Annotated in this window: 19 protein-coding genes; 7 read left to right on the forward strand and 12 right to left on the reverse strand. The window is 63.7% G+C overall.

Translation table 11 applies throughout. From position 1 onward, the window contains the following. Positions 1-2 precede the first annotated feature (2 nt). Positions 3-1,490 (forward strand): PLP-dependent aminotransferase family protein, encoded by a 1,488-nt coding sequence (locus HNP55_RS18310; protein WP_184302626.1) that lies wholly within the window; start codon positions 3-5, stop codon positions 1,488-1,490. 98 nt (positions 1,491-1,588) lie between these two features. On the opposite strand, the gene HNP55_RS18315 is transcribed toward HNP55_RS18310, so the two are convergent. From HNP55_RS18315 to HNP55_RS18345, 7 genes are all read right to left on the reverse strand, one after another. Continuing rightward, the gene (locus HNP55_RS18315; RefSeq protein WP_184302628.1) at positions 1,589-2,305 is read right to left on the reverse strand and encodes an ABC transporter substrate-binding protein; all 717 of its coding nucleotides are present in this window, start codon (positions 2,303-2,305) and stop codon (positions 1,589-1,591) included. Positions 2,306-2,494: 189 nt separating this feature from the next. Continuing rightward, entirely contained in the window at positions 2,495-3,553 is a 1,059-nt protein-coding gene (locus HNP55_RS18320) for a DUF932 domain-containing protein (RefSeq protein WP_184302631.1), read from the reverse strand. 289 nt (positions 3,554-3,842) lie between these two features. Next, on the reverse strand, positions 3,843-4,856 hold the full coding sequence (locus HNP55_RS18325; RefSeq protein WP_184302634.1) for a toprim domain-containing protein: 1,014 nt from the start codon (positions 4,854-4,856) through the stop codon (positions 3,843-3,845). Between the two features lie 168 nt (positions 4,857-5,024). Next, on the reverse strand, positions 5,025-6,626 hold the full coding sequence (locus tag HNP55_RS18330; RefSeq protein ID WP_184302637.1) for an ATP-binding protein: 1,602 nt from the start codon (positions 6,624-6,626) through the stop codon (positions 5,025-5,027). Between the two features lie 73 nt (positions 6,627-6,699). Further along, entirely contained in the window at positions 6,700-7,023 is a 324-nt protein-coding gene (locus tag HNP55_RS18335) for a hypothetical protein (protein ID WP_246448508.1), read from the reverse strand. Between the two features lie 9 nt (positions 7,024-7,032). Further along, a complete protein-coding gene (locus tag HNP55_RS18340) occupies positions 7,033-7,275 on the reverse strand; it encodes a hypothetical protein (protein ID WP_184302640.1) in 243 nt (80 codons plus the stop codon). A gap of 68 nt (positions 7,276-7,343) precedes the next feature. Next, on the reverse strand, positions 7,344-7,904 hold the full coding sequence (locus tag HNP55_RS18345; protein ID WP_221439659.1) for a hypothetical protein: 561 nt from the start codon (positions 7,902-7,904) through the stop codon (positions 7,344-7,346). Between the two features lie 474 nt (positions 7,905-8,378). Here HNP55_RS18345 and HNP55_RS18350 point away from each other — a divergent pair, with 474 nt between their 5' ends. Continuing rightward, entirely contained in the window at positions 8,379-9,185 is an 807-nt protein-coding gene (locus HNP55_RS18350; RefSeq protein WP_184302642.1) for an AcaB family transcriptional regulator, read from the forward strand. A 29-nt stretch (positions 9,186-9,214) separates the two neighbouring features. Here HNP55_RS18350 and HNP55_RS18355 read toward each other — a convergent pair whose 3' ends face one another. Beyond that, a complete protein-coding gene (locus tag HNP55_RS18355) occupies positions 9,215-9,664 on the reverse strand; it encodes a MarR family winged helix-turn-helix transcriptional regulator (protein WP_221439660.1) in 450 nt (149 codons plus the stop codon). 67 nt (positions 9,665-9,731) lie between these two features. Between HNP55_RS18355 and HNP55_RS18360 the strand changes: the two genes are divergently transcribed. From HNP55_RS18360 to HNP55_RS18380, 5 genes are all read left to right on the forward strand, one after another. Continuing rightward, a complete protein-coding gene (locus HNP55_RS18360; protein WP_184302645.1) occupies positions 9,732-10,103 on the forward strand; it encodes a VOC family protein in 372 nt (123 codons plus the stop codon). 2 nt (positions 10,104-10,105) lie between these two features. Continuing rightward, positions 10,106-11,020, forward strand: a complete 915-nt coding sequence (locus HNP55_RS18365) for an SDR family oxidoreductase (protein WP_184302648.1) — start codon at positions 10,106-10,108, stop codon at positions 11,018-11,020. After that, positions 11,017-11,166: an EVE domain-containing protein gene (locus HNP55_RS18370; protein WP_184302651.1), complete on the forward strand. Its 150-nt coding sequence runs from the start codon at positions 11,017-11,019 to the stop codon at positions 11,164-11,166. Before HNP55_RS18365 ends, HNP55_RS18370 begins: the two co-directional genes overlap by 4 nt. After that, entirely contained in the window at positions 11,163-11,453 is a 291-nt protein-coding gene (locus tag HNP55_RS18375; RefSeq protein WP_184302654.1) for a hypothetical protein, read from the forward strand. Before HNP55_RS18370 ends, HNP55_RS18375 begins: the two co-directional genes overlap by 4 nt. Before the next feature lie 482 nt (positions 11,454-11,935). Then, positions 11,936-12,202: a helix-turn-helix transcriptional regulator gene (locus tag HNP55_RS18380; RefSeq protein ID WP_221439675.1), complete on the forward strand. Its 267-nt coding sequence runs from the start codon at positions 11,936-11,938 to the stop codon at positions 12,200-12,202. A gap of 82 nt (positions 12,203-12,284) precedes the next feature. On the opposite strand, the gene HNP55_RS18385 is transcribed toward HNP55_RS18380, so the two are convergent. The 4 genes from HNP55_RS18385 to HNP55_RS18400 form a co-directional block, all read right to left on the reverse strand. Next, a complete protein-coding gene (locus tag HNP55_RS18385; RefSeq protein WP_221439661.1) occupies positions 12,285-12,689 on the reverse strand; it encodes a hypothetical protein in 405 nt (134 codons plus the stop codon). 43 nt (positions 12,690-12,732) lie between these two features. Further along, positions 12,733-14,016, reverse strand: coding sequence for a type II toxin-antitoxin system HipA family toxin (locus tag HNP55_RS18390; protein WP_184302657.1), 1,284 nt, complete (start codon positions 14,014-14,016; stop codon positions 12,733-12,735). Beyond that, a complete protein-coding gene (locus tag HNP55_RS18395) occupies positions 14,003-14,347 on the reverse strand; it encodes a helix-turn-helix domain-containing protein (protein ID WP_184302660.1) in 345 nt (114 codons plus the stop codon). The genes HNP55_RS18390 and HNP55_RS18395 overlap by 14 nt, the downstream gene beginning before the upstream one ends. 171 nt (positions 14,348-14,518) lie before the next feature. Continuing rightward, entirely contained in the window at positions 14,519-15,733 is a 1,215-nt protein-coding gene (locus HNP55_RS18400; RefSeq protein ID WP_184302663.1) for a Fic family protein, read from the reverse strand. Between the last annotated feature and the right edge of the window lie 154 nt (positions 15,734-15,887).

Consider the following 15,887-nt stretch of genomic DNA (forward strand, 5'->3'; position numbering starts at 1 on the left):
ATTTGTTCAAACACGCCCAACTCGAATCCGTAAAAGCCTGGATAGGTGACCCGGCACATGGCTCTTTGCCGCTGCATGCGCGCATCCAGCGCGCCATCCGGCAACTGATCGTCGACAGCGCGCTCGACGTCGGCAAGCCGCTGCCCGCCTCGCGCGCACTGGCGAAGTCGCTGGGCGTCTCACGCGACACCGTTGAGTCGGCGTACAGTCAGTTGCATGCGGAAGGGTTCATCGAGCGGCGCGTGGGGAGCGGGAGCTTCGTGTCGGAGCGGGCACAGGGCTCGCTAAGACGCGGCACCGCACAGCGCCACAGACCCCAGCGTGAATCAATGCGCCTCAGCCAGCGCGGCGCCGCGATGTATCAAGGAGGCGGTGTGCGCGACTTTCTGGCGCCACGTCCTTTTGCCCCGGGTGTGCCGGAAACGCGCAGCTTTCCGCTACAGACCTGGGAACGCCTGGAGAGACAGGTGTTGAAGGAGTATGGAACTCTGGCCTTGGCGCACAGCCCGCCGCAGGGGATGGAGCCGTTGCGGCGTGCCATTGCGGATTACGTCAATCTCGAACGTGGGGCGCACGCCACGCCCGATCGCGTACTGGTGCTGACCAGTTCGCAGCAGGCCATGACCCTGTGCGCCACCGTGCTACTCGACGCCGGTGATCGGATCTTCATCGAAGACCCCGTGTACCACGGGGCGCGCAGAGCGTTCGACGCCGCTGGCCTGGAGTGCGTGCCCGTCCCGCTGGACGCCCACGGCATGCGTGTGGAACACCTGCTCAATGCCGCGCAGCCAGCCAAAGCGGTCTTCCTGACCCCTTCGCACCAATTCCCGACGGGGGCGACGCTGGCGCTGGACCGGCGGTTCGCGGTCATCGAATGGGCAAGGCGGCACCAGGCCTGGATCATCGAAGACGACTACGACAGCGAGTTCCACTATGCCGGCAAGCCCACGGCCTGCGTGCAGGGACTTGATGCGCACGACCGGACGATCTATATCGGCACCTTCACCAAATCATTGTTTCCGGGGCTGCGCATCGGCTACATGGTGTTGCCACCGCAACTCGTCGAACCCATGACTGTGGCGCGAACTCTGCTGGACGGGCACAGCGCGCCGATTCCACAACTGACGCTGGCGCGCTTCATGGAGGGCGGGCATTTCGGCGCCCATGTGCGGACCATGCGCGGCGTCTACGCCGAGCGACTCGACGTACTGGTGCGGCTTGTGCGCAAGCACCTGGCCGACGTCGTTGAACCGAGGGTGCCCCTCGGCGGCATGCAAATGCCCTGTGTCTTCATCCGCGACATTCCCGAGCGCGAGGCCATTGATGCTGCGCGCTGGGCCGGCATTGATCTCCTGGGTCTGACGGCGCTGCATGCGTCGAGCAAACACAAGGCCGGTTTCCTCATGGGGTTTGCGGCCTATACCCGAGATGAGTTGGAAGTGGCGGTCAAGAAGCTCGCCAGTGTGCTCCTGGCGTTGGGGCGCCGATAACGGCATGCGGGTGGACGCATGTCGATTGTCGGACGTAAAGTGTGAATCGACGAATCGACAAGAGTAAGACGAGCCCCACGCGGGGGCTCACGTGGGGGTCATTCATCACCGTACAGCGTCAACCCTTCCAGTATCGGGGCATCGGCATCGAACACCAGCATGCGCGCGTCGGCGACCGCAGCCAGGTGCAGCACCTCGACCAGGGATTCCGGCATGCCTTTGTTGCGATGCTCCTGTCGCAACTGCTCTGCTGTGATACCTTCGATTGGTTGCAGGTTCGCATCCGTCCAGGGGGTGGCGATCAGCTTCACGCCGATCGCGGGGCTGTACGGGATGCGGAAGGCGACGAACAGAAAGCCGCTCGGTGTGGCGATGTCCGCCAGTTCGGCGAGGAAACGACCCGCCTCGGCGGTGAGATGGACGCTGCTGATCTCCCAGCACCGGCTGTAGAAGCCCGTCTCGAAGCTCAGTCGCCGCACCACTTCCCGCGCGGCCTCCTCCGAGTAGGTGTCGCCGACGTGCACGGGCTGACCGGAGTCGTCGCCGCTGACGGCATAGACCACGGTGCGCACCACGCCCTCGGTCTGGCATTGGGCGTCCAGGTCTTCTGGAATGTCCTGGCCTTCGGTGATCAGGGCGAAGTCGTTGTTGAAGACGCAGGGAAAGAGCGCAATCTGGTCATTGGGCAGATGCGCCTGGCTGGGATGCAGCGGGCGCCAGACCGGAGGGCAGTCGTCCTCGTAGGTGATGCACAAGGTGCGGTCGATGCGCAGGTTCTGGTAGCCGCGGAGGAAAGGGTTGGAATCAGGGTGCATGGGGTTTCTCCATCAGAGGAAGTGGAGCCAGTTCCCCGGCTGGGGAGCAAGCTCCGTGGTTGAAGAGATGTTGAGAACGGCGAGGGACACGGCCTCGAATGGAGGCGCATGTGTCCCTCGTGGGTGGAAATAGGAACGGGTGGCGAACAAGCGGGCCGGCGTCTCCTGGTGCGCCGGCCATTCACCGGATCAAACCGCTTCGGCCAACCCCTTCCACTCGCGGCTGGACAGTTCGACGAGCTTGCCGCCCAGCGCCTCGAATTCGGTGGCGCGGTCGTAGTCGCCCACCTCCTGGCTGTAGTGCGTCACGGCGTTGACGAGCCCGTATCCGGAGAGGTCGCCACCCGTGATCAGGTGACGCAGCACGCCATCCCCTTCCGCTTCGGTCAGCGTGTAGCGCTGGCGCAGCACCTCGACCGTTTTCACGGGGCTACCCGTAAGCTCAATGCCCATCGTCGTCTGCATCTTCGCTGCAACCTGCAGGAAGGTGGCTTCGGACAGGGCGGACTGAACCACATCGCGGACCTGCAGGAAGAAGGCACGGTCATCTGCCTGGAGCGTGTCGTCCTGGAAGATCGTCACCGAGTCATCGCTGCCGAGCGCACGGCCCAGGTGAGTCTTGCGCAGCGACTGGTCGACGGCGATCAGCCCGTTGCTGCATACCAGCCGGAAGACCAGCGGCTGGACCGTGAGGGTGCCGTGGCCGACTTCGGAGTTCGAGATGACGATGCCGGCCTGGACCACATCGCCGACACGCATCTCGTACTGCAGGCGCGGCAGGATGTACTTGAGGTACATCTTCGTCTCGGTGAGCTCGGCCGACTCGACACGGCCGTCCAGATGACCGAGGATCGGCAGCACGTGCTCGGCGAGATCGTAGTTGTCGAGCCGCCGATAGCGATCCGAGAGCACTGCGCGCACCCGTCCATCGAGGGTGCGCAGCATGTGGCGATCGCCTTCCTGCTCCAGCCACGTGTTGACGTTGCGATCAAGCAGCGTTGGTTGCTCGGTGCGCATGCGCTCGAAATACGCCAGCGGGATCCGCAGCTTGTCCGCGAGCTGTCGGCGGGCGAGCGGTGTCACGTCATACCGACGCGGCGATTCGGGCTCTTCGACGACCAGTTCGGTCTCGCCGTCTTCCCGCGTCGTGTGATGGATGAGGGAAGAGGGCAGGACCAGGTCGCGCTTGCTGAGGCGCTGGCGATCGAGTTCCTGGGCCAGGCTTTGGAGAGAACGTCCGCTTTTCATGTGAATCTCCTTTTCGGAAATGAAAAGCGGGGACGGCATGACCCTTACGGGGATGCGCATCCCCGCCAGGGTTGATGAAGGCCGGCCAATTGGCCGACCCGGATTCGGCGCGAACGTGTCGCGCGTGGGCTTCGAGGCTGCCTTGGCGACGCCCAGGGGCGTGGCAGGTATGGCAGCTACCAGGGGAGCGAGGCTCCCGGAGAAAACCTTTTCGCTGGCACCGTGTGCAGGTGCCACTGAAAAGGCGGTGCAGCCTGTGGCTGCACCTCTCTCAATGCGATCAATCTCTCTATGCGGCTTGCCGCATCTGGGCCTGCCAACGCCGGAACCAGATGTCCGACCAGTCGACCCCGGGCCACTTCGGTACGAAGACCTGGACCTGTCGCCGGATACCTCCTTTTTCCTCTCTCTTGAGGCGGCGCGCGAGGGCGAAAGCGAAGGCTTGTCCCGCGAAATCGCCATCAGCATCGTTGTCGGCATAGATCGAGACCTTGGTCACCGTGTCGGGAATCCAGATCTTCTCGAGGTTCCCGGCGCTGAGCGCAGCCCAGGCCGGCTTGCCGGTGCGCAGGTGCACCGCGAGGCTTTTCTCGATGCCCTCCGTGAGCGCCAGTTCGTCCGTCGCCCCGAAAAGCCGCACGGCCGCACCGATGATGCCCGAGGTGAGCACTTTCTTGGCATCGTTGGCCGCGAGCTTGCGCCCTTCGGGCAGATAGGTCCGATGCAGCGACACGATGTTGCCCTCCGGCCCCTGGATGCTGGCGAGCATCGCGGGGTACTCGGCAATCTTGCGCGACTTGCCACCCTCGTCCTTCTCGTAGTACCCGAGCTTCGGGTGAAAACGCAGTACCGACGGGTAGCGATCGAGGACCAGGCCCCGAGACCTCAGGTAGCGGTCCACGACGTCGCCATGGATGATGGGCTGGGCTTCGTTCCAGATGCGCTGGACAAGCTTCTTCATGCGATCCGGCGATGGTTCGTTGCCGGCAGCCTGCAGGGGCCGCGGGTACGAACCAAAGTACTGCTCGGCCGCCTCCAGGACGCGGTTGAAGTCCATCCCGGTCACCTGCTGCGCGAGCTGGAAGCCGCCACCAGGGCCACAGTTGCGGCAGTGGTAGTTGCCCTCGCCGTACTTGTCGGTGAACTGGAAGCGGTCCGTGCCGCCGCAGAAGGGGCAGGGCAGGTTCAGGCGCTTCCTGATCATTCGGGGATCCAGGCCCAGGTGCAGCAGGAACTCAGGCCAGCGTCCGTGGGCGCGGGCCTTCATGTCGTCGATGCGACGTTGATACTCTTCCTTGGTCATGATGACCTCCAAGACGAGCCCCCTGGGCAAGGCCTGCCGATTTGGGCGAGGCTCGGATGCGATACAGGGGACGGGGCGCGTCCGGTGGAAGCCGGACGCACGGGTTGAAATGGAGCCGGGTGTGGCTCGGGTGAATACCGCGGCTGACGAAGCCAGCCGCGGCGGACATCACTCGATCAGGCTGATCTCGTGGCTACCGGCGTCGATGCCGATCTGCACGCGGAAGCTGAGGCCGCGCAGCAGCGGGTACCGCTCGGATCGCGCGTCGCTGATCAGCGAGCGCATGGCCTCCTCCGGGTCGGCCATGCGCAAGCGGCGGATGAGATCCGCGAGCGCGCCGACATCGGCGTTCATGTCGGATTCGTGGAAGCGATCATGGCCGTCGTAGTAGGACGCGCACTGGCGTACCGCACGACCGCTGCGCTCCCCGGCAGGGATGTACAGCGTGCCGTCGTGGTAGAGGCCGTCCTCGGAGAACGTTGCCTCCACGTCGCCCATGCAGACGGTGACTTCCTCGCACAGAATCACGTGTGCCGAGATCCAGCTGCCATCGAGGTAGGAGCGCTGATGCTCATGGGTGACCCGGATCGACACGTCTTCCTTGTTCAGGTCGCGGACGGTCGGATGGATCCAATGGCCCGCATCGAGATCATCCGAGGCCATGACGACATAGCCCTTGGCCCGGGCCAGCATCCATTTTGCGGCGTTTTGCCCATCCGGCCAGTCGAGCCTGACCAGTTGAAACCGTCCGCTCTCGATATCCTGTCGGGGCAGGGCGTGCACCGGGTGCTCCAGAAAGTCCAGATGCGGCGTCAGGGTCCGCTGCGGGTACCCCTTGATGCGCTCGCAGACCTGCCTCGGGATCAGCTCGATGTCATTGAGCAGTTCCAGATGCCGGTGGTGGCGCATCACGTTGAAGAAGTCCTCGATGAGCTCTGCTGCGGCCATCTGCGCCTTGCGAACGAGCAGCGTGTCGCGCCAGGTCTGGCGGATTTGCTGCCGGATCTTCGTTTCCTGCACGTCGGCGTCGATCAGGGTGTCCCGGTCGGGCAGACGCGCGAAAAAGACCTTCGAATCGAGATGCACGACGTTCGGCGTCTCGTTGATCGACAGGTAGTTCGGCAGGAACATCACGCGAAAGCCCTGCAGATACACATCGACGGACAGCGAATGCTGCCCGCTGTGCGTCCCGACGAGGTGGACCGAACCAAGCGGCGTCTCGACGCTGCTCAAGCGATAGGGAGCGCGGGGCCGGTCGATGGGCCGGCCGTTGAATTCCACCTGCACGGGGAACCCCATGCACAGGGTAGCCAGCCGCGAATCGAGATCAGGGAGTTCCACGCCTTCGAGTTCGATGATGGTTCCCATCTCCGGTCCGTAGTCGGTTTCCTCGACCGGGATTTCAGACCGCGCCAGGGCCGCCGCCGTGTCGAAGGCGATCTGCCTGCCCCGCGAGATGACGGTGCAGCGGCTCGCGGCATAGAGGCAGCGGGAGAACCCGGCGCCGAAAGGATGCTCCTCGGCGCGCAGCGCTTCGCCCCAACCGGACTCATTGAAGGCCAGCAGCTTGCCGAAGTCGTCGATGCCGTGCCCGTTGTCGCGCACCCGCAGGGTACGGGAGACGGGGTCGTGGCTGACTTCGATCAAGGTCGCGCCGGCGCGGCGCGCGTTCTGCAGCAGTTCCGTGACCAGCGTGAACCGGTCGCTGAAGGCGAAGCGCTGGTTGCGCAACGTGCCTTCTTCATTGATGCGGACTTGGACGGTGTCCATGACATGCTCCTGTGAAGTGCATGCGGGCCCGCACCCATCGCGGGAGGGCCCGCGATGGGGAAACGAAGAAGCGTCAGTGCCTGGTCTGCACTGGCGCGGTGTAGAGCTGGCCCGCCATCAGGGCCTCGACGACGCTGTGCGTCGCGAAGTCATGAGGGGGCAGGTGCTGCGTGTCGATGACGGCGCCGGTGCTGTCCAGGCGCTCGACCTCGATGACCATGGGGTGCCAGCGCACCCGGTAGGTCAGTTTGTCGGCGCCGGAGATCACGAAGATGCGGCCGGCCTGGCCGGTGAGCACTTCGCTTTCCTTGATGAGGAACTCGATCTCCGCAAGCCCGCGCACGCGCATCAGGTGTGCCGCACGGGGTTCCGAGCGCTTCTGTGAGTCCATGTACATGAGAGCCTCCTATAGGCGGGATGTCGGGCAGTCACGGGCGATCACGGCTTGCACCAACGGGTCGTGGGTTGCCGCAGCCGCTGTATCTGCGCGTTTCGGAGTCGTGGCCGACGCACATGAAGCCTCTTGTTCGAGGCGCCTCGTGCGCATGAACTCTTCGTGCCGCACGGCATCGTCGTAGTCCATGCGGCCGACGATCCCGTAGGCGGCCAGGACCGTCAGCAGGATCAGGATGTCTTTGAGCGTCACCATGACGTCTCCTTGGAAACGGAAGAGGGAGCGTGCGTGCTCCCCGGTGAATGGATGCATGGATACGTATGTCATGCGAACAGGTCGCCCAGCACGTTCTGGCGCCTGAGCTGCTCGTTGATCCATTGCGGGTTCTTGCTCAGGCGGTCCGATGCCCACTGCGGGTTGTGCGAGATCGCCTCGCGAACCCAGGCGGGATAGCGGTCGAGCGTTTCGCGCAACCAGCGCCGGACGTAGCCCCGCAGCAGGTCACGGACGTCGTTCACGTCCAGGCGGCCGAAGTAGGGGTAGGTCGACATCGGGCTGCACCCCGCCACCTGCAGGCAGCTCGCGAAAGAGAAGGGCTGTCCGTCCTTGTCCGGATCCGTGAAGACCCAGCGCAAGGTGTCGAACTTCTCCTCGAGCGGCGTGCCGGGGTCGGCCAGGGCAGCGAGGTCGTCCAGCAGCAGGCAGTGCAGCCGGACCACGTCCTCTTCGCTCCATTCGATGGGCGGCGCTTCGTCGCTTTCGTCGAGTTGGCGCTGAACCGATTGCGGGTCGGGTGCGGTATCCGCGACACGGGGAAATCGCCGCGGCGGAAATCCCATGTGGCCCGCACGGAGAGAAACAGGCTGAAGGTTGGAATCGGGCATCGTGGCCTCCGGAAGGAAACGCGGGGCACGACGCGTCCGAGCGGGGCGTGTGCCCCGCAGGGTGAGAATGGGCCGTTGCGTGTGGGCGTTGGCCGGTGATGACGAGACTGGCTTGTGGCGGACGATCCGCCGGACGGTATGCCAGCTACCGCAGGGAAGATTGCTTTCGGCACGGGAGCGAAAGGCTCCCGCCTCGAAAGCAGGGTCCAAAGCGGAGCTCAGCCACCACGCGGAGAAGGGTGGCACGTGGAATCGCGGACGCGATTCGCTCGGAACGCGGGGCTTGCCGACGAGATGCGCAGGGCCAGCTACTGCATGCGGTAACGATAGTGACCGGCGCCAGGGCGGTCAATCCCACCTGATGCGAAGTCCACCTCGTGATGGCAAATTCGGGCGGTTTGGGCGGGATATTCGGATGGAGTTCCGGTCGCCATGCGAGGAACATCGGCCTCGGTTCGATAGTGGAGAGCTCCGATGGCGGCAAGCAAATCCGAAATGCAGATCGTCAAGATCGACGAGGGCGCAGTCAATGCGCGCATCCTGGCGCGCGAGTCCAAGGCGGACTTCCGGCGAGTCGAGGCAGCCAGCATCAAGGTGCTGGCCCGTTTCACGAGCGCCGAGGGCAAGCGCCTGTTCGTGCGCTTCTTCAGCACCCTGCAGCTCAATGCGCACTTCATTTCCGTGATCGCCCGTACCCGATTGGAGTCGGCCGACGTGGCGAAGGTGGAGGAGGCCATCAAGTCCAGGATCGATGGTGTCGCCACGAACCTCAATCAGGCCATCGACGGCGCTGAGGCTCTGTTCAAGGCGAACGGCATCACCAGCGCCGCCACCTACGACACCAGGCCGCTGGAGATCGAGGTGGGGATCATTTCGTCGACCGGAAGGCGGTATCTCGAGCTGATCGCCAAGCTCGACCAACTGATGCCGCTCCTGCAGACACTGGAGATCCACGAGGTCATCAACACCCAGGTCCTGGACCAGCAGCGGGCATCCTTGAAGCGCCAGGTTCGGGATGTCGCCAACTCGGCGCGTAGCCTGGCGTCGGGTCTGCGGCGGCGGATGAATGCCCTGGCTGCGGCAGCAGGTTCTGCCGCGAGGGGCCAAGACGCCACCGGTGATGCCCGCGAGGGATCCGAGGAGCCTCACAACAATGGCTTGGTCGAGGTATCGCTCGTAGGCGCAGAGGCTGTTGCCAGCCCCGCAGCGGAGTACCTCGGAGAGGCTCGCGACGAACCCTCCACGGATGGGCCGGCGACGAATGCCGGAGATCCGGACTGACACACAACCAGATCATCGCCAAGCACCATTCAACGAAGCGCGTCTGCGAAGCGACAGAGCATCGCGACAACCGTCTTCGGGTCGAGGGGCGCTGCAGCATCCCGCAGGCGCTTTTCCACCTCGAACACGATGCCAGAGGCCGCCTTCAGGGCAGCGCGCCCATTCGCTGTTAGTTCGGTCGTTTGGATCCGCCCGTGCTCGGGGTGTGGTGTCCTCTTGATGAACCCGGCCCGTTCGAGGGAGACCAGAATTCCTTGCATGGTTTGCGGCGTGACAAAGGCGCGCCGCGCAAGCTCGGCGTTCGATGCACCCGGCTCGACTTCAAGAAACGTCAGCACCGCGTATTGCGGGGTCGTCAACCCGATCTGCTGAAGCGCGGTATCCATGTGCGTGCGCAGCGCCTGTTGCGCCAGCTTCAACGAGAAGCCGATCGTCGCGTATGCATCGCCCAGCTCGTTGCTGGATACCTTGCTTGCCATTATCAGTGTCCTTATATTAATATCAGGGCCCTGTCATTTTAACTTTGGTCACTCAAGGAGTCCAGTCATGCCTCATCTCATCGGCCCCGATTTCATTGGCATTCAGATCGAAGACCTCGATTCCGCCCGAGCCTTCTACACGGAGGTCGTCGGCCTGAAGCCCTCTGCCATGAGCCCGCCCGGCGCCGTCGTATTCGATACGAAGCCAATCCCGTTCGCCGTCCGCAAGCCGATCGACGAACTCAAGAACCTGGATGGGCTGGGCGAGGGCATCGCGCTTTGGTTCGGCTGCGACGACGCCGATGCACTGCACGCCCTTCTCGTCGAGCGCGGCATCCAGATCGTCTTCGCGCCGAAGGATGGGCCGTTCGGCCGCTACTTCGCGTTTCGTGATCCTTTCGGCTACACGATCACGCCCCACACCGTTGGGCGGTCCTGAACATGGCGGCCAAGGAGATTGAGGTGACAGGGTCCGGCCAGTCGCGGCTGTTCGTTACGGGCTCGACGGGCGAGCTTGGGCGCCTGGTGATAGGGGAATTGCTCAAGCGGATCCCGCCGGGTCGGATCGTGGCGGGCGTCCGATCCCCCGATCATGAGGTCGCCAAGCAGTTTGTCGCCCAGGGTATCGAAATCCGCGTCGCCGACTATGCGCAGCCCGAGACGCTGGTCAAGGCTTTTCAGGGGATCGACCGGCTGCTGCTGATCTCGTCCAGTGCGGACGATGGACGCCTTGCCCAGCACGAAAATGTCATCAACGCGGCCAAAGCCGCGAAAGTGGGGCTGCTGGCCTATACGAGCCTGCTTCATGCCGACACATCGGCTCTTGGCATCAGTGAGGACCATCGCCGGACCGAAGCGATCCTTGCGGCCTCAGGTGTTCCTCATGTATTGCTTCGACACGGGTGGTACATGGAGAACCACGTGCACCTCATTCCAACCGCGCTTCAGCATGAAGTGGTGCTCGGCTGCGCAGGCGAAGGGCGTTTCTCGACTGCTTCACGCGGTGACTTCGCCGAGGCCGCCGCCGTTGTGTTGACGACCGAAGGCCAGGCCGGCCGCATCTATGAGCTGGCCGGTGACGAGAGCTATACCCTGGCCGACTTCGCCGCCGCGATCTCAGCCGCCGCTGGCAGGCCCGTCGCCTACAGGGACATGCCCGAGGCAGACTACAAGCGCATGCTCATCGACATGAAGCTACCCGAGGTCGTCGCCGAACTCATCGCGGACGCGGATACGGGTGCGTCGAGGGGCGAACTGGAGGATGGAGCCCAGCAGTTGAGTGCGCTGATCGGCCGCCCTACCGCTGCGTGGCGTCAGGCCGTTGAGCGGGCATCAACTGCAGGTGACGGGCAATGACCTGCTGGGTCGGTGTCGCGAGCCGCGACCATGTGAAGGCCGCCATTGAAGGAGGCTTCGCCCAAGCCGGTCACGGCAAGATGGCGCCAGTAAAACGCCTAAAGCGCGGCGACGACATCCTCTACTACTCGCAGCGGGAGGGTTGAACGCGGGCGAACAGGTGCGGGCGTTCACCGCGATTGGCCGAGTGGAGGATGACGAACCGCATCGGGCGATACAGAGCGAGTGTTTCGAGCCCTTCCGTCGCAGGGTCTTCAACTTTCAAGCGCACGACGCGGCGATCAAACCACTACTGGAGGCTCTCAACCTGACGCGCGGTCGTTCGGCCTGGGGTATGTTGTTCCGTCGAGGCCTGTTCAAGATCGACGAGGGGGATTTTCGCATCATCGCGCGCGCCATGAGCGCATCGCCGCCGCCAGATTTGGCCGCTTGATGCCGGCCACGGCGGCGGCACCCCCTTCATGGAGACCGTTGTATTGAGGCGTTGTCTGGACCAGCTCAGTCGATCTCGTTTTCGGCCTCTTGGGGGTGGAATCTTGCTGCGTTGGATCGGAGTGCCTTGATCGTCGTTCAGAACGTGCGATACCGTATCGCTCACGTCAAGCCGTGAAGCAGCAGTGGTACTGCAGATGCTGTTTGGCTCGATGAACCTGGTGCCTATGGTGCGCTGGGCGTTGCGGACGTGACCCGCCTTTTGTTCTGCTGGCAGACCGCAGCCACTGCGGTTGTTTGCCGGATCTTCCGTTCGTCGGGGTGGCCGCCTGGTCCGCCGAGAACCCGTCTCTTCGAATGTGCCGTCGCCTGGGAAGCCGATGGCAAGCCTCGCGTGTGCGCTTCCCTAGCGATCGTTCGAAACTGACCTAGCACGATCGTGACGAGGGGGTCATGAACTTCGGCCCGCATGAGGAACCGAACATGCCCACCGCAACCACCATTCTTCAACTCGTTCCGCCCTCGCGTGCGGCGAGTACTCCCCCGCCAACCTTGCCCGAGACGGGGTTCGTGCGCGAAGCCCGACTGCTCGTCTTCCTGCCGTTTTCCCACTCGACACTGTGGCGACGTGTCTCCGCGGGAACGTTCCCCGCGCCCATCAAGCTGTCCGAGCGTGTCACCGCTTGGCGGGCGGAAGACGTTCGTGCCTGGATCAAGGCTCAGGGAGATGGCGGCCCACCCTCCGGGTGAGCCGTCGTCGAGGCCTCCGGCCCCTGCTTCCCGCCGACTCCTGGAAGGGGCAGTCAGAAAACCGGGGTCGGGCCTCTCGTTGTCATGGTGAATTGCGCGGAGCGGTCTTCGACTGGGCTCTCGCGTCGAGGTGGCGGTTCCACGCGTGGTAAGTCGCCCACGCTGCGACAAGCCCTACTGTCCCCGACACGATCTGATCCCAGTCCGGTGTGTAAATCGGGCGACCGAGTTGGTCTTCCCAGAACTCGTATCCGAAGTGCCACGTGGCGGTGAGCGCCATGCCTGTCCAGAAGGTCAGGCGCATGCCGCCCATGCTGTAGAACAGAAAGGGAAGGAACAGCCCCAGCAGGAAGTGGGCGACGAAGTAATGGCGCGTGAAGTAGAGGCCGATCGTGGCCTGAAAGATCACCACGAGAACGCAGCCCGCGGCGAAGAACAGTCCTGCAAAGCGTGAAGTGGTTCGCTCGCGTGGAGTGAGTTTGCTCATGTCCGGCACTGAGTCGCCCACGGTGGCGTTCTGCAACAGGACATTACTGGCCCGCGAGCACCACGGCAGGATCAAGCTCAAACCCTGGGTAGTTGAATGCGCCGGCCAGTTTGTCGCAGTCGGCGAGCGTCGCGCCTTGCTGTCGCAGGGTCGCATGCCAGCGTGAGGCCACCACTTGCTGAAGCTGGTCGACGATGGCCGTTGCGTGTTCGAGGGAGAGCTTGAACTGCCCATGCTGCGAGACCAGGTTGGCGCGGTTCGCGTAGCGGTTGAAGGTCCCGCAGGTCATGGCGAGATCCCGCTTTTCGGCGCTGGTCAGCGGGTTGGGCGTCAGGTCGTACGCAGGCGACAGTTCCCACTTGTCCGTTGTGGCGATCAAGGCATGGTTGCGCGGATGGTCGTCGGTGTTCGAGATGAGGGCGTTGAACACCATGCGCCGAAACAGCTCTTCGAGGTCTTGTGCCGATCGCGCACTTCGCCGCCGCAGTTCGTCGGCCAGCAGCAGGTACGACCACTTGGCCCGGTCTCCATGCGAGTCCTCGGCACCCAGCGCGGTCAGGCCGCTGACCATGCGGTGGCGCAGGTATCCGTCGGCGGTCAGCGTGCGGTCGAAGCGCTGCACAAGCAGCACGTCCTTGCCGGCGACGGTCTCGATGCGGTGTCTTGCCGCGCGCAGACCGCATTCCTGTGCCAGAGCGAGCATCGCGCCTTCGACACGGGCGTTGTTCCATTTATCGCCCCGGTCCGGGAACTTGGCGAGCCAGAGGCCCTCGCCATCTTCGACCACGTTCTTGGGGCGGGCGCCGCCCATCGAGGTGCCGGGTTGCAGGAGCTCGAGCATCTGCTCGGGCACGCCAGCCTTGCCCGCAGCCTCATCCTCCAGGAACTGTTCGGCCGCCGCAAGCAGGGCCGGCAGTTGGATGACCGGGTTGAACTTGCGGACTGGCGCGGGGGGCACCTTGTCGCGGCCGAAGGACAGGGCGCCCGCGCGGTCCTCAGGCGAGTGCAGGAGATAGTCGACCTCGGTGAGGTCGGTGCGTCCGGTGTGCTTTTCGATGATGCGGCGCCCCCAGGCATCGGGCGAGGCGTCGCGCAGAGGGCCGAAGATGCCCTTGAGCTTGACCGTCTGAGCGCGGCGCGGCGTCAGCGGCAGCTCGTACGGATCCAGCGGGACGGCGTCGGCGCGCTGCAGATAGGCCGGGTTGTAGACGAACGAGCCGGTCGGCACCCCCTGCGGGAAATCCAGCTCGTAGAACCCCGCCGTCACGACCTCCAATGACTGGGGCAACTGGAGGTAGACGTAGGCACGCCGGTCAGAACTCGTCATCGAGTCGCTCCTTGCGGTGGCGAACCCGCTGCGGCAGGCGCGTGAGTTCCAGTTGCTTGCCTTCCTCGTCGCGCTCAGGGTCGGCAAACGCCTGGATCTCGGATTCCAGGCCCATGGCCCAGAGCATGGCCAGGTAGGCCCCCAGGCCGGTTTGCAGGTTGCCGGCTTCCACGGCACGCGCAGTGTCGTAGCTGATGCCCGCCTTGGCCGCCAGCTCGCGCAGGGTCAGCCGACGGCGCTTGCGGGCCATCGTCAGCCGTTCGCCGATGCGCAGGGCACCATCCCTCACGGCAAACGGCGCGGTCTGATTCAGCTGAAGGGGGCGGGGCATGTTGAATTCGTCTGAAATCGATATAGAGTTGGTTTCAGCATACTTTTCATGGGCTCGTGAGTCAAGCCTGTGTAGACTGAAACAGCTCCGATCCTGTTTAGAGACGGTTTCAGTCGTTCTGTTTGTGTAGGTTGTCGTCTTCCAAATATGCCGCCGAAGTTCCAACCTCAATCAGTGGGTTGGAGGCTGCACTTCCGTCCCGCTTTCCAGAATCTTCAGGAACGCCGTATAGGCAAAGACACGACCGCGTTGCTTGCCGGTGATTTCGCCCACGATCTCGAAACTCTCCAATGCCTCGAATGCCTTGTTGACGGTGGGAGCGCTGAGGCCGGTTTTTTTCTGGGCCTGCGCCGCGTTGAGAAACGGGTGTGTCTGGAGCAACTCATGCACCCGGAGCATGGAGTTGGTCTGTTCTCCACAAGCCGAGATACGCTCCCTGTCCGCCTGGAAGAGGGCCACGATGCGCATCGCGCTCTCATGGGCGTTGTTGGCGGTCTCTGCCACACCGGTGAGGAAGAACTCGGTCCAGGTTTCCCAGTCGCCGCGAAGTCGAACGTCCTGCAGCAGCCGGTAGTACTGTTCCCGATGGGTCTTGAGGTACAGGCTGAGGTAGAGCAGGGGTTCGTGGAGGACCTTTTTCTCCACCAGGAACAGGGCAATCATCAGGCGGCCCAGACGCCCGTTGCCGTCCAGAAACGGGTGGATGGACTCGAACTGCACATGCAGCAGCCCGGCCTTGATGAGAGGGGGAATGAGTGCGGAATCGTCATGGAGAAAGCGCTCGATGTCATCCAGGCAGCGTTCCATCTCGTTGACCGGGGGAGGCACGAAGTGGGCGTTGCCCGGCCGAGTGCCCCCGATCCAGTTCTGGGAGCGACGGAACTCGCCCGGATTCTTGTTTTGCCCGCGGCCCTTCTGGAGGAGCCCGGCGTGCATGTCCCGCAAGAGGCGCAGGCAGAGCGGCAGCCCCTTGGGGTCTCGCAGGACGCCCAGCCCGTACATCATGGCGTCCACGTAGTTGGACACCTCGGTGATATCGTCGAGTGGCTTGCCAGCAAGTGCGGCGTTCTCGTACTGCAGGAGGTCGTCAAGGGTGGACTGGGTTCCTTCGATTTGTGACGAAAGAACCGCTTCCTTGCGGACGTACATGTAGAGGAACAAGGCCTTGTCCGGAAGCAGCATGGACACGCCGTCCAGTCGGCCAATCGCCCGGTCTGCCTCGCTGAGTCGCTGGAGCAGTTGAGGGGAGAGCGCCAGTGGCGGTTCCGGCGGCAAGGGGGGCGGAACGTAAGCGTTGACGGTTTCGTCGAAGGCTACGGTCGAGACGTAGCGCCCGATCCGTGGATTCGTCGGATGGGCGTCCTGGGGAGCGTCGTTGTTCGGCATGGCCTTAAGTTAAGGTGGCTTAAATAGCAATGTGTGTTGGTAAAAATTTCAGCATCAAATTTTACTAACGCGTTTGCGCACCGGCAAGGACTGTCCTTGAATCCTTCTTGCTGCCAGTTGGTCAGAGGTTGGGGTTGCGTCCGTTCGTCCCTCA

It is taken from the genome of Roseateles oligotrophus (assembly GCF_014204525.1).
GTDB lineage: Bacteria > Pseudomonadota > Gammaproteobacteria > Burkholderiales > Burkholderiaceae_C > Paucibacter_A > Paucibacter_A oligotrophus_A.

Coding starts and splice junctions, on each gene's coding strand:
- HNP55_RS18380 (WP_221439675.1), top strand. CDS start 11,936: ATGCCCACCGCAACCACCATTCTTCAACTCGTTCCGCCCTCGCGTGCG.
- HNP55_RS18360 (WP_184302645.1), top strand. CDS start 9,732: ATGCCTCATCTCATCGGCCCCGATTTCATTGGCATTCAGATCGAAGAC.
- HNP55_RS18325 (WP_184302634.1), bottom strand. CDS start 4,856: ATGACCAAGGAAGAGTATCAACGTCGCATCGACGACATGAAGGCCCGC.
- HNP55_RS18355 (WP_221439660.1), bottom strand. CDS start 9,664: ATGGCAAGCAAGGTATCCAGCAACGAGCTGGGCGATGCATACGCGACG.
- HNP55_RS18320 (WP_184302631.1), bottom strand. CDS start 3,553: ATGAAAAGCGGACGTTCTCTCCAAAGCCTGGCCCAGGAACTCGATCGC.
- HNP55_RS18365 (WP_184302648.1), top strand. CDS start 10,106: ATGGCGGCCAAGGAGATTGAGGTGACAGGGTCCGGCCAGTCGCGGCTG.
- HNP55_RS18395 (WP_184302660.1), bottom strand. CDS start 14,347: ATGCCCCGCCCCCTTCAGCTGAATCAGACCGCGCCGTTTGCCGTGAGG.
- HNP55_RS18370 (WP_184302651.1), top strand. CDS start 11,017: ATGACCTGCTGGGTCGGTGTCGCGAGCCGCGACCATGTGAAGGCCGCC.
- HNP55_RS18350 (WP_184302642.1), top strand. CDS start 8,379: ATGGCGGCAAGCAAATCCGAAATGCAGATCGTCAAGATCGACGAGGGC.
- HNP55_RS18400 (WP_184302663.1), bottom strand. CDS start 15,733: ATGCCGAACAACGACGCTCCCCAGGACGCCCATCCGACGAATCCACGG.
- HNP55_RS18315 (WP_184302628.1), bottom strand. CDS start 2,305: ATGCACCCTGATTCCAACCCTTTCCTCCGCGGCTACCAGAACCTGCGC.
- HNP55_RS18390 (WP_184302657.1), bottom strand. CDS start 14,016: ATGACGAGTTCTGACCGGCGTGCCTACGTCTACCTCCAGTTGCCCCAG.
- HNP55_RS18345 (WP_221439659.1), bottom strand. CDS start 7,904: ATGCCCGATTCCAACCTTCAGCCTGTTTCTCTCCGTGCGGGCCACATG.
- HNP55_RS18330 (WP_184302637.1), bottom strand. CDS start 6,626: ATGGACACCGTCCAAGTCCGCATCAATGAAGAAGGCACGTTGCGCAAC.
- HNP55_RS18335 (WP_246448508.1), bottom strand. CDS start 7,023: ATGTACATGGACTCACAGAAGCGCTCGGAACCCCGTGCGGCACACCTG.
- HNP55_RS18385 (WP_221439661.1), bottom strand. CDS start 12,689: ATGAGCAAACTCACTCCACGCGAGCGAACCACTTCACGCTTTGCAGGA.
- HNP55_RS18340 (WP_184302640.1), bottom strand. CDS start 7,275: ATGGTGACGCTCAAAGACATCCTGATCCTGCTGACGGTCCTGGCCGCC.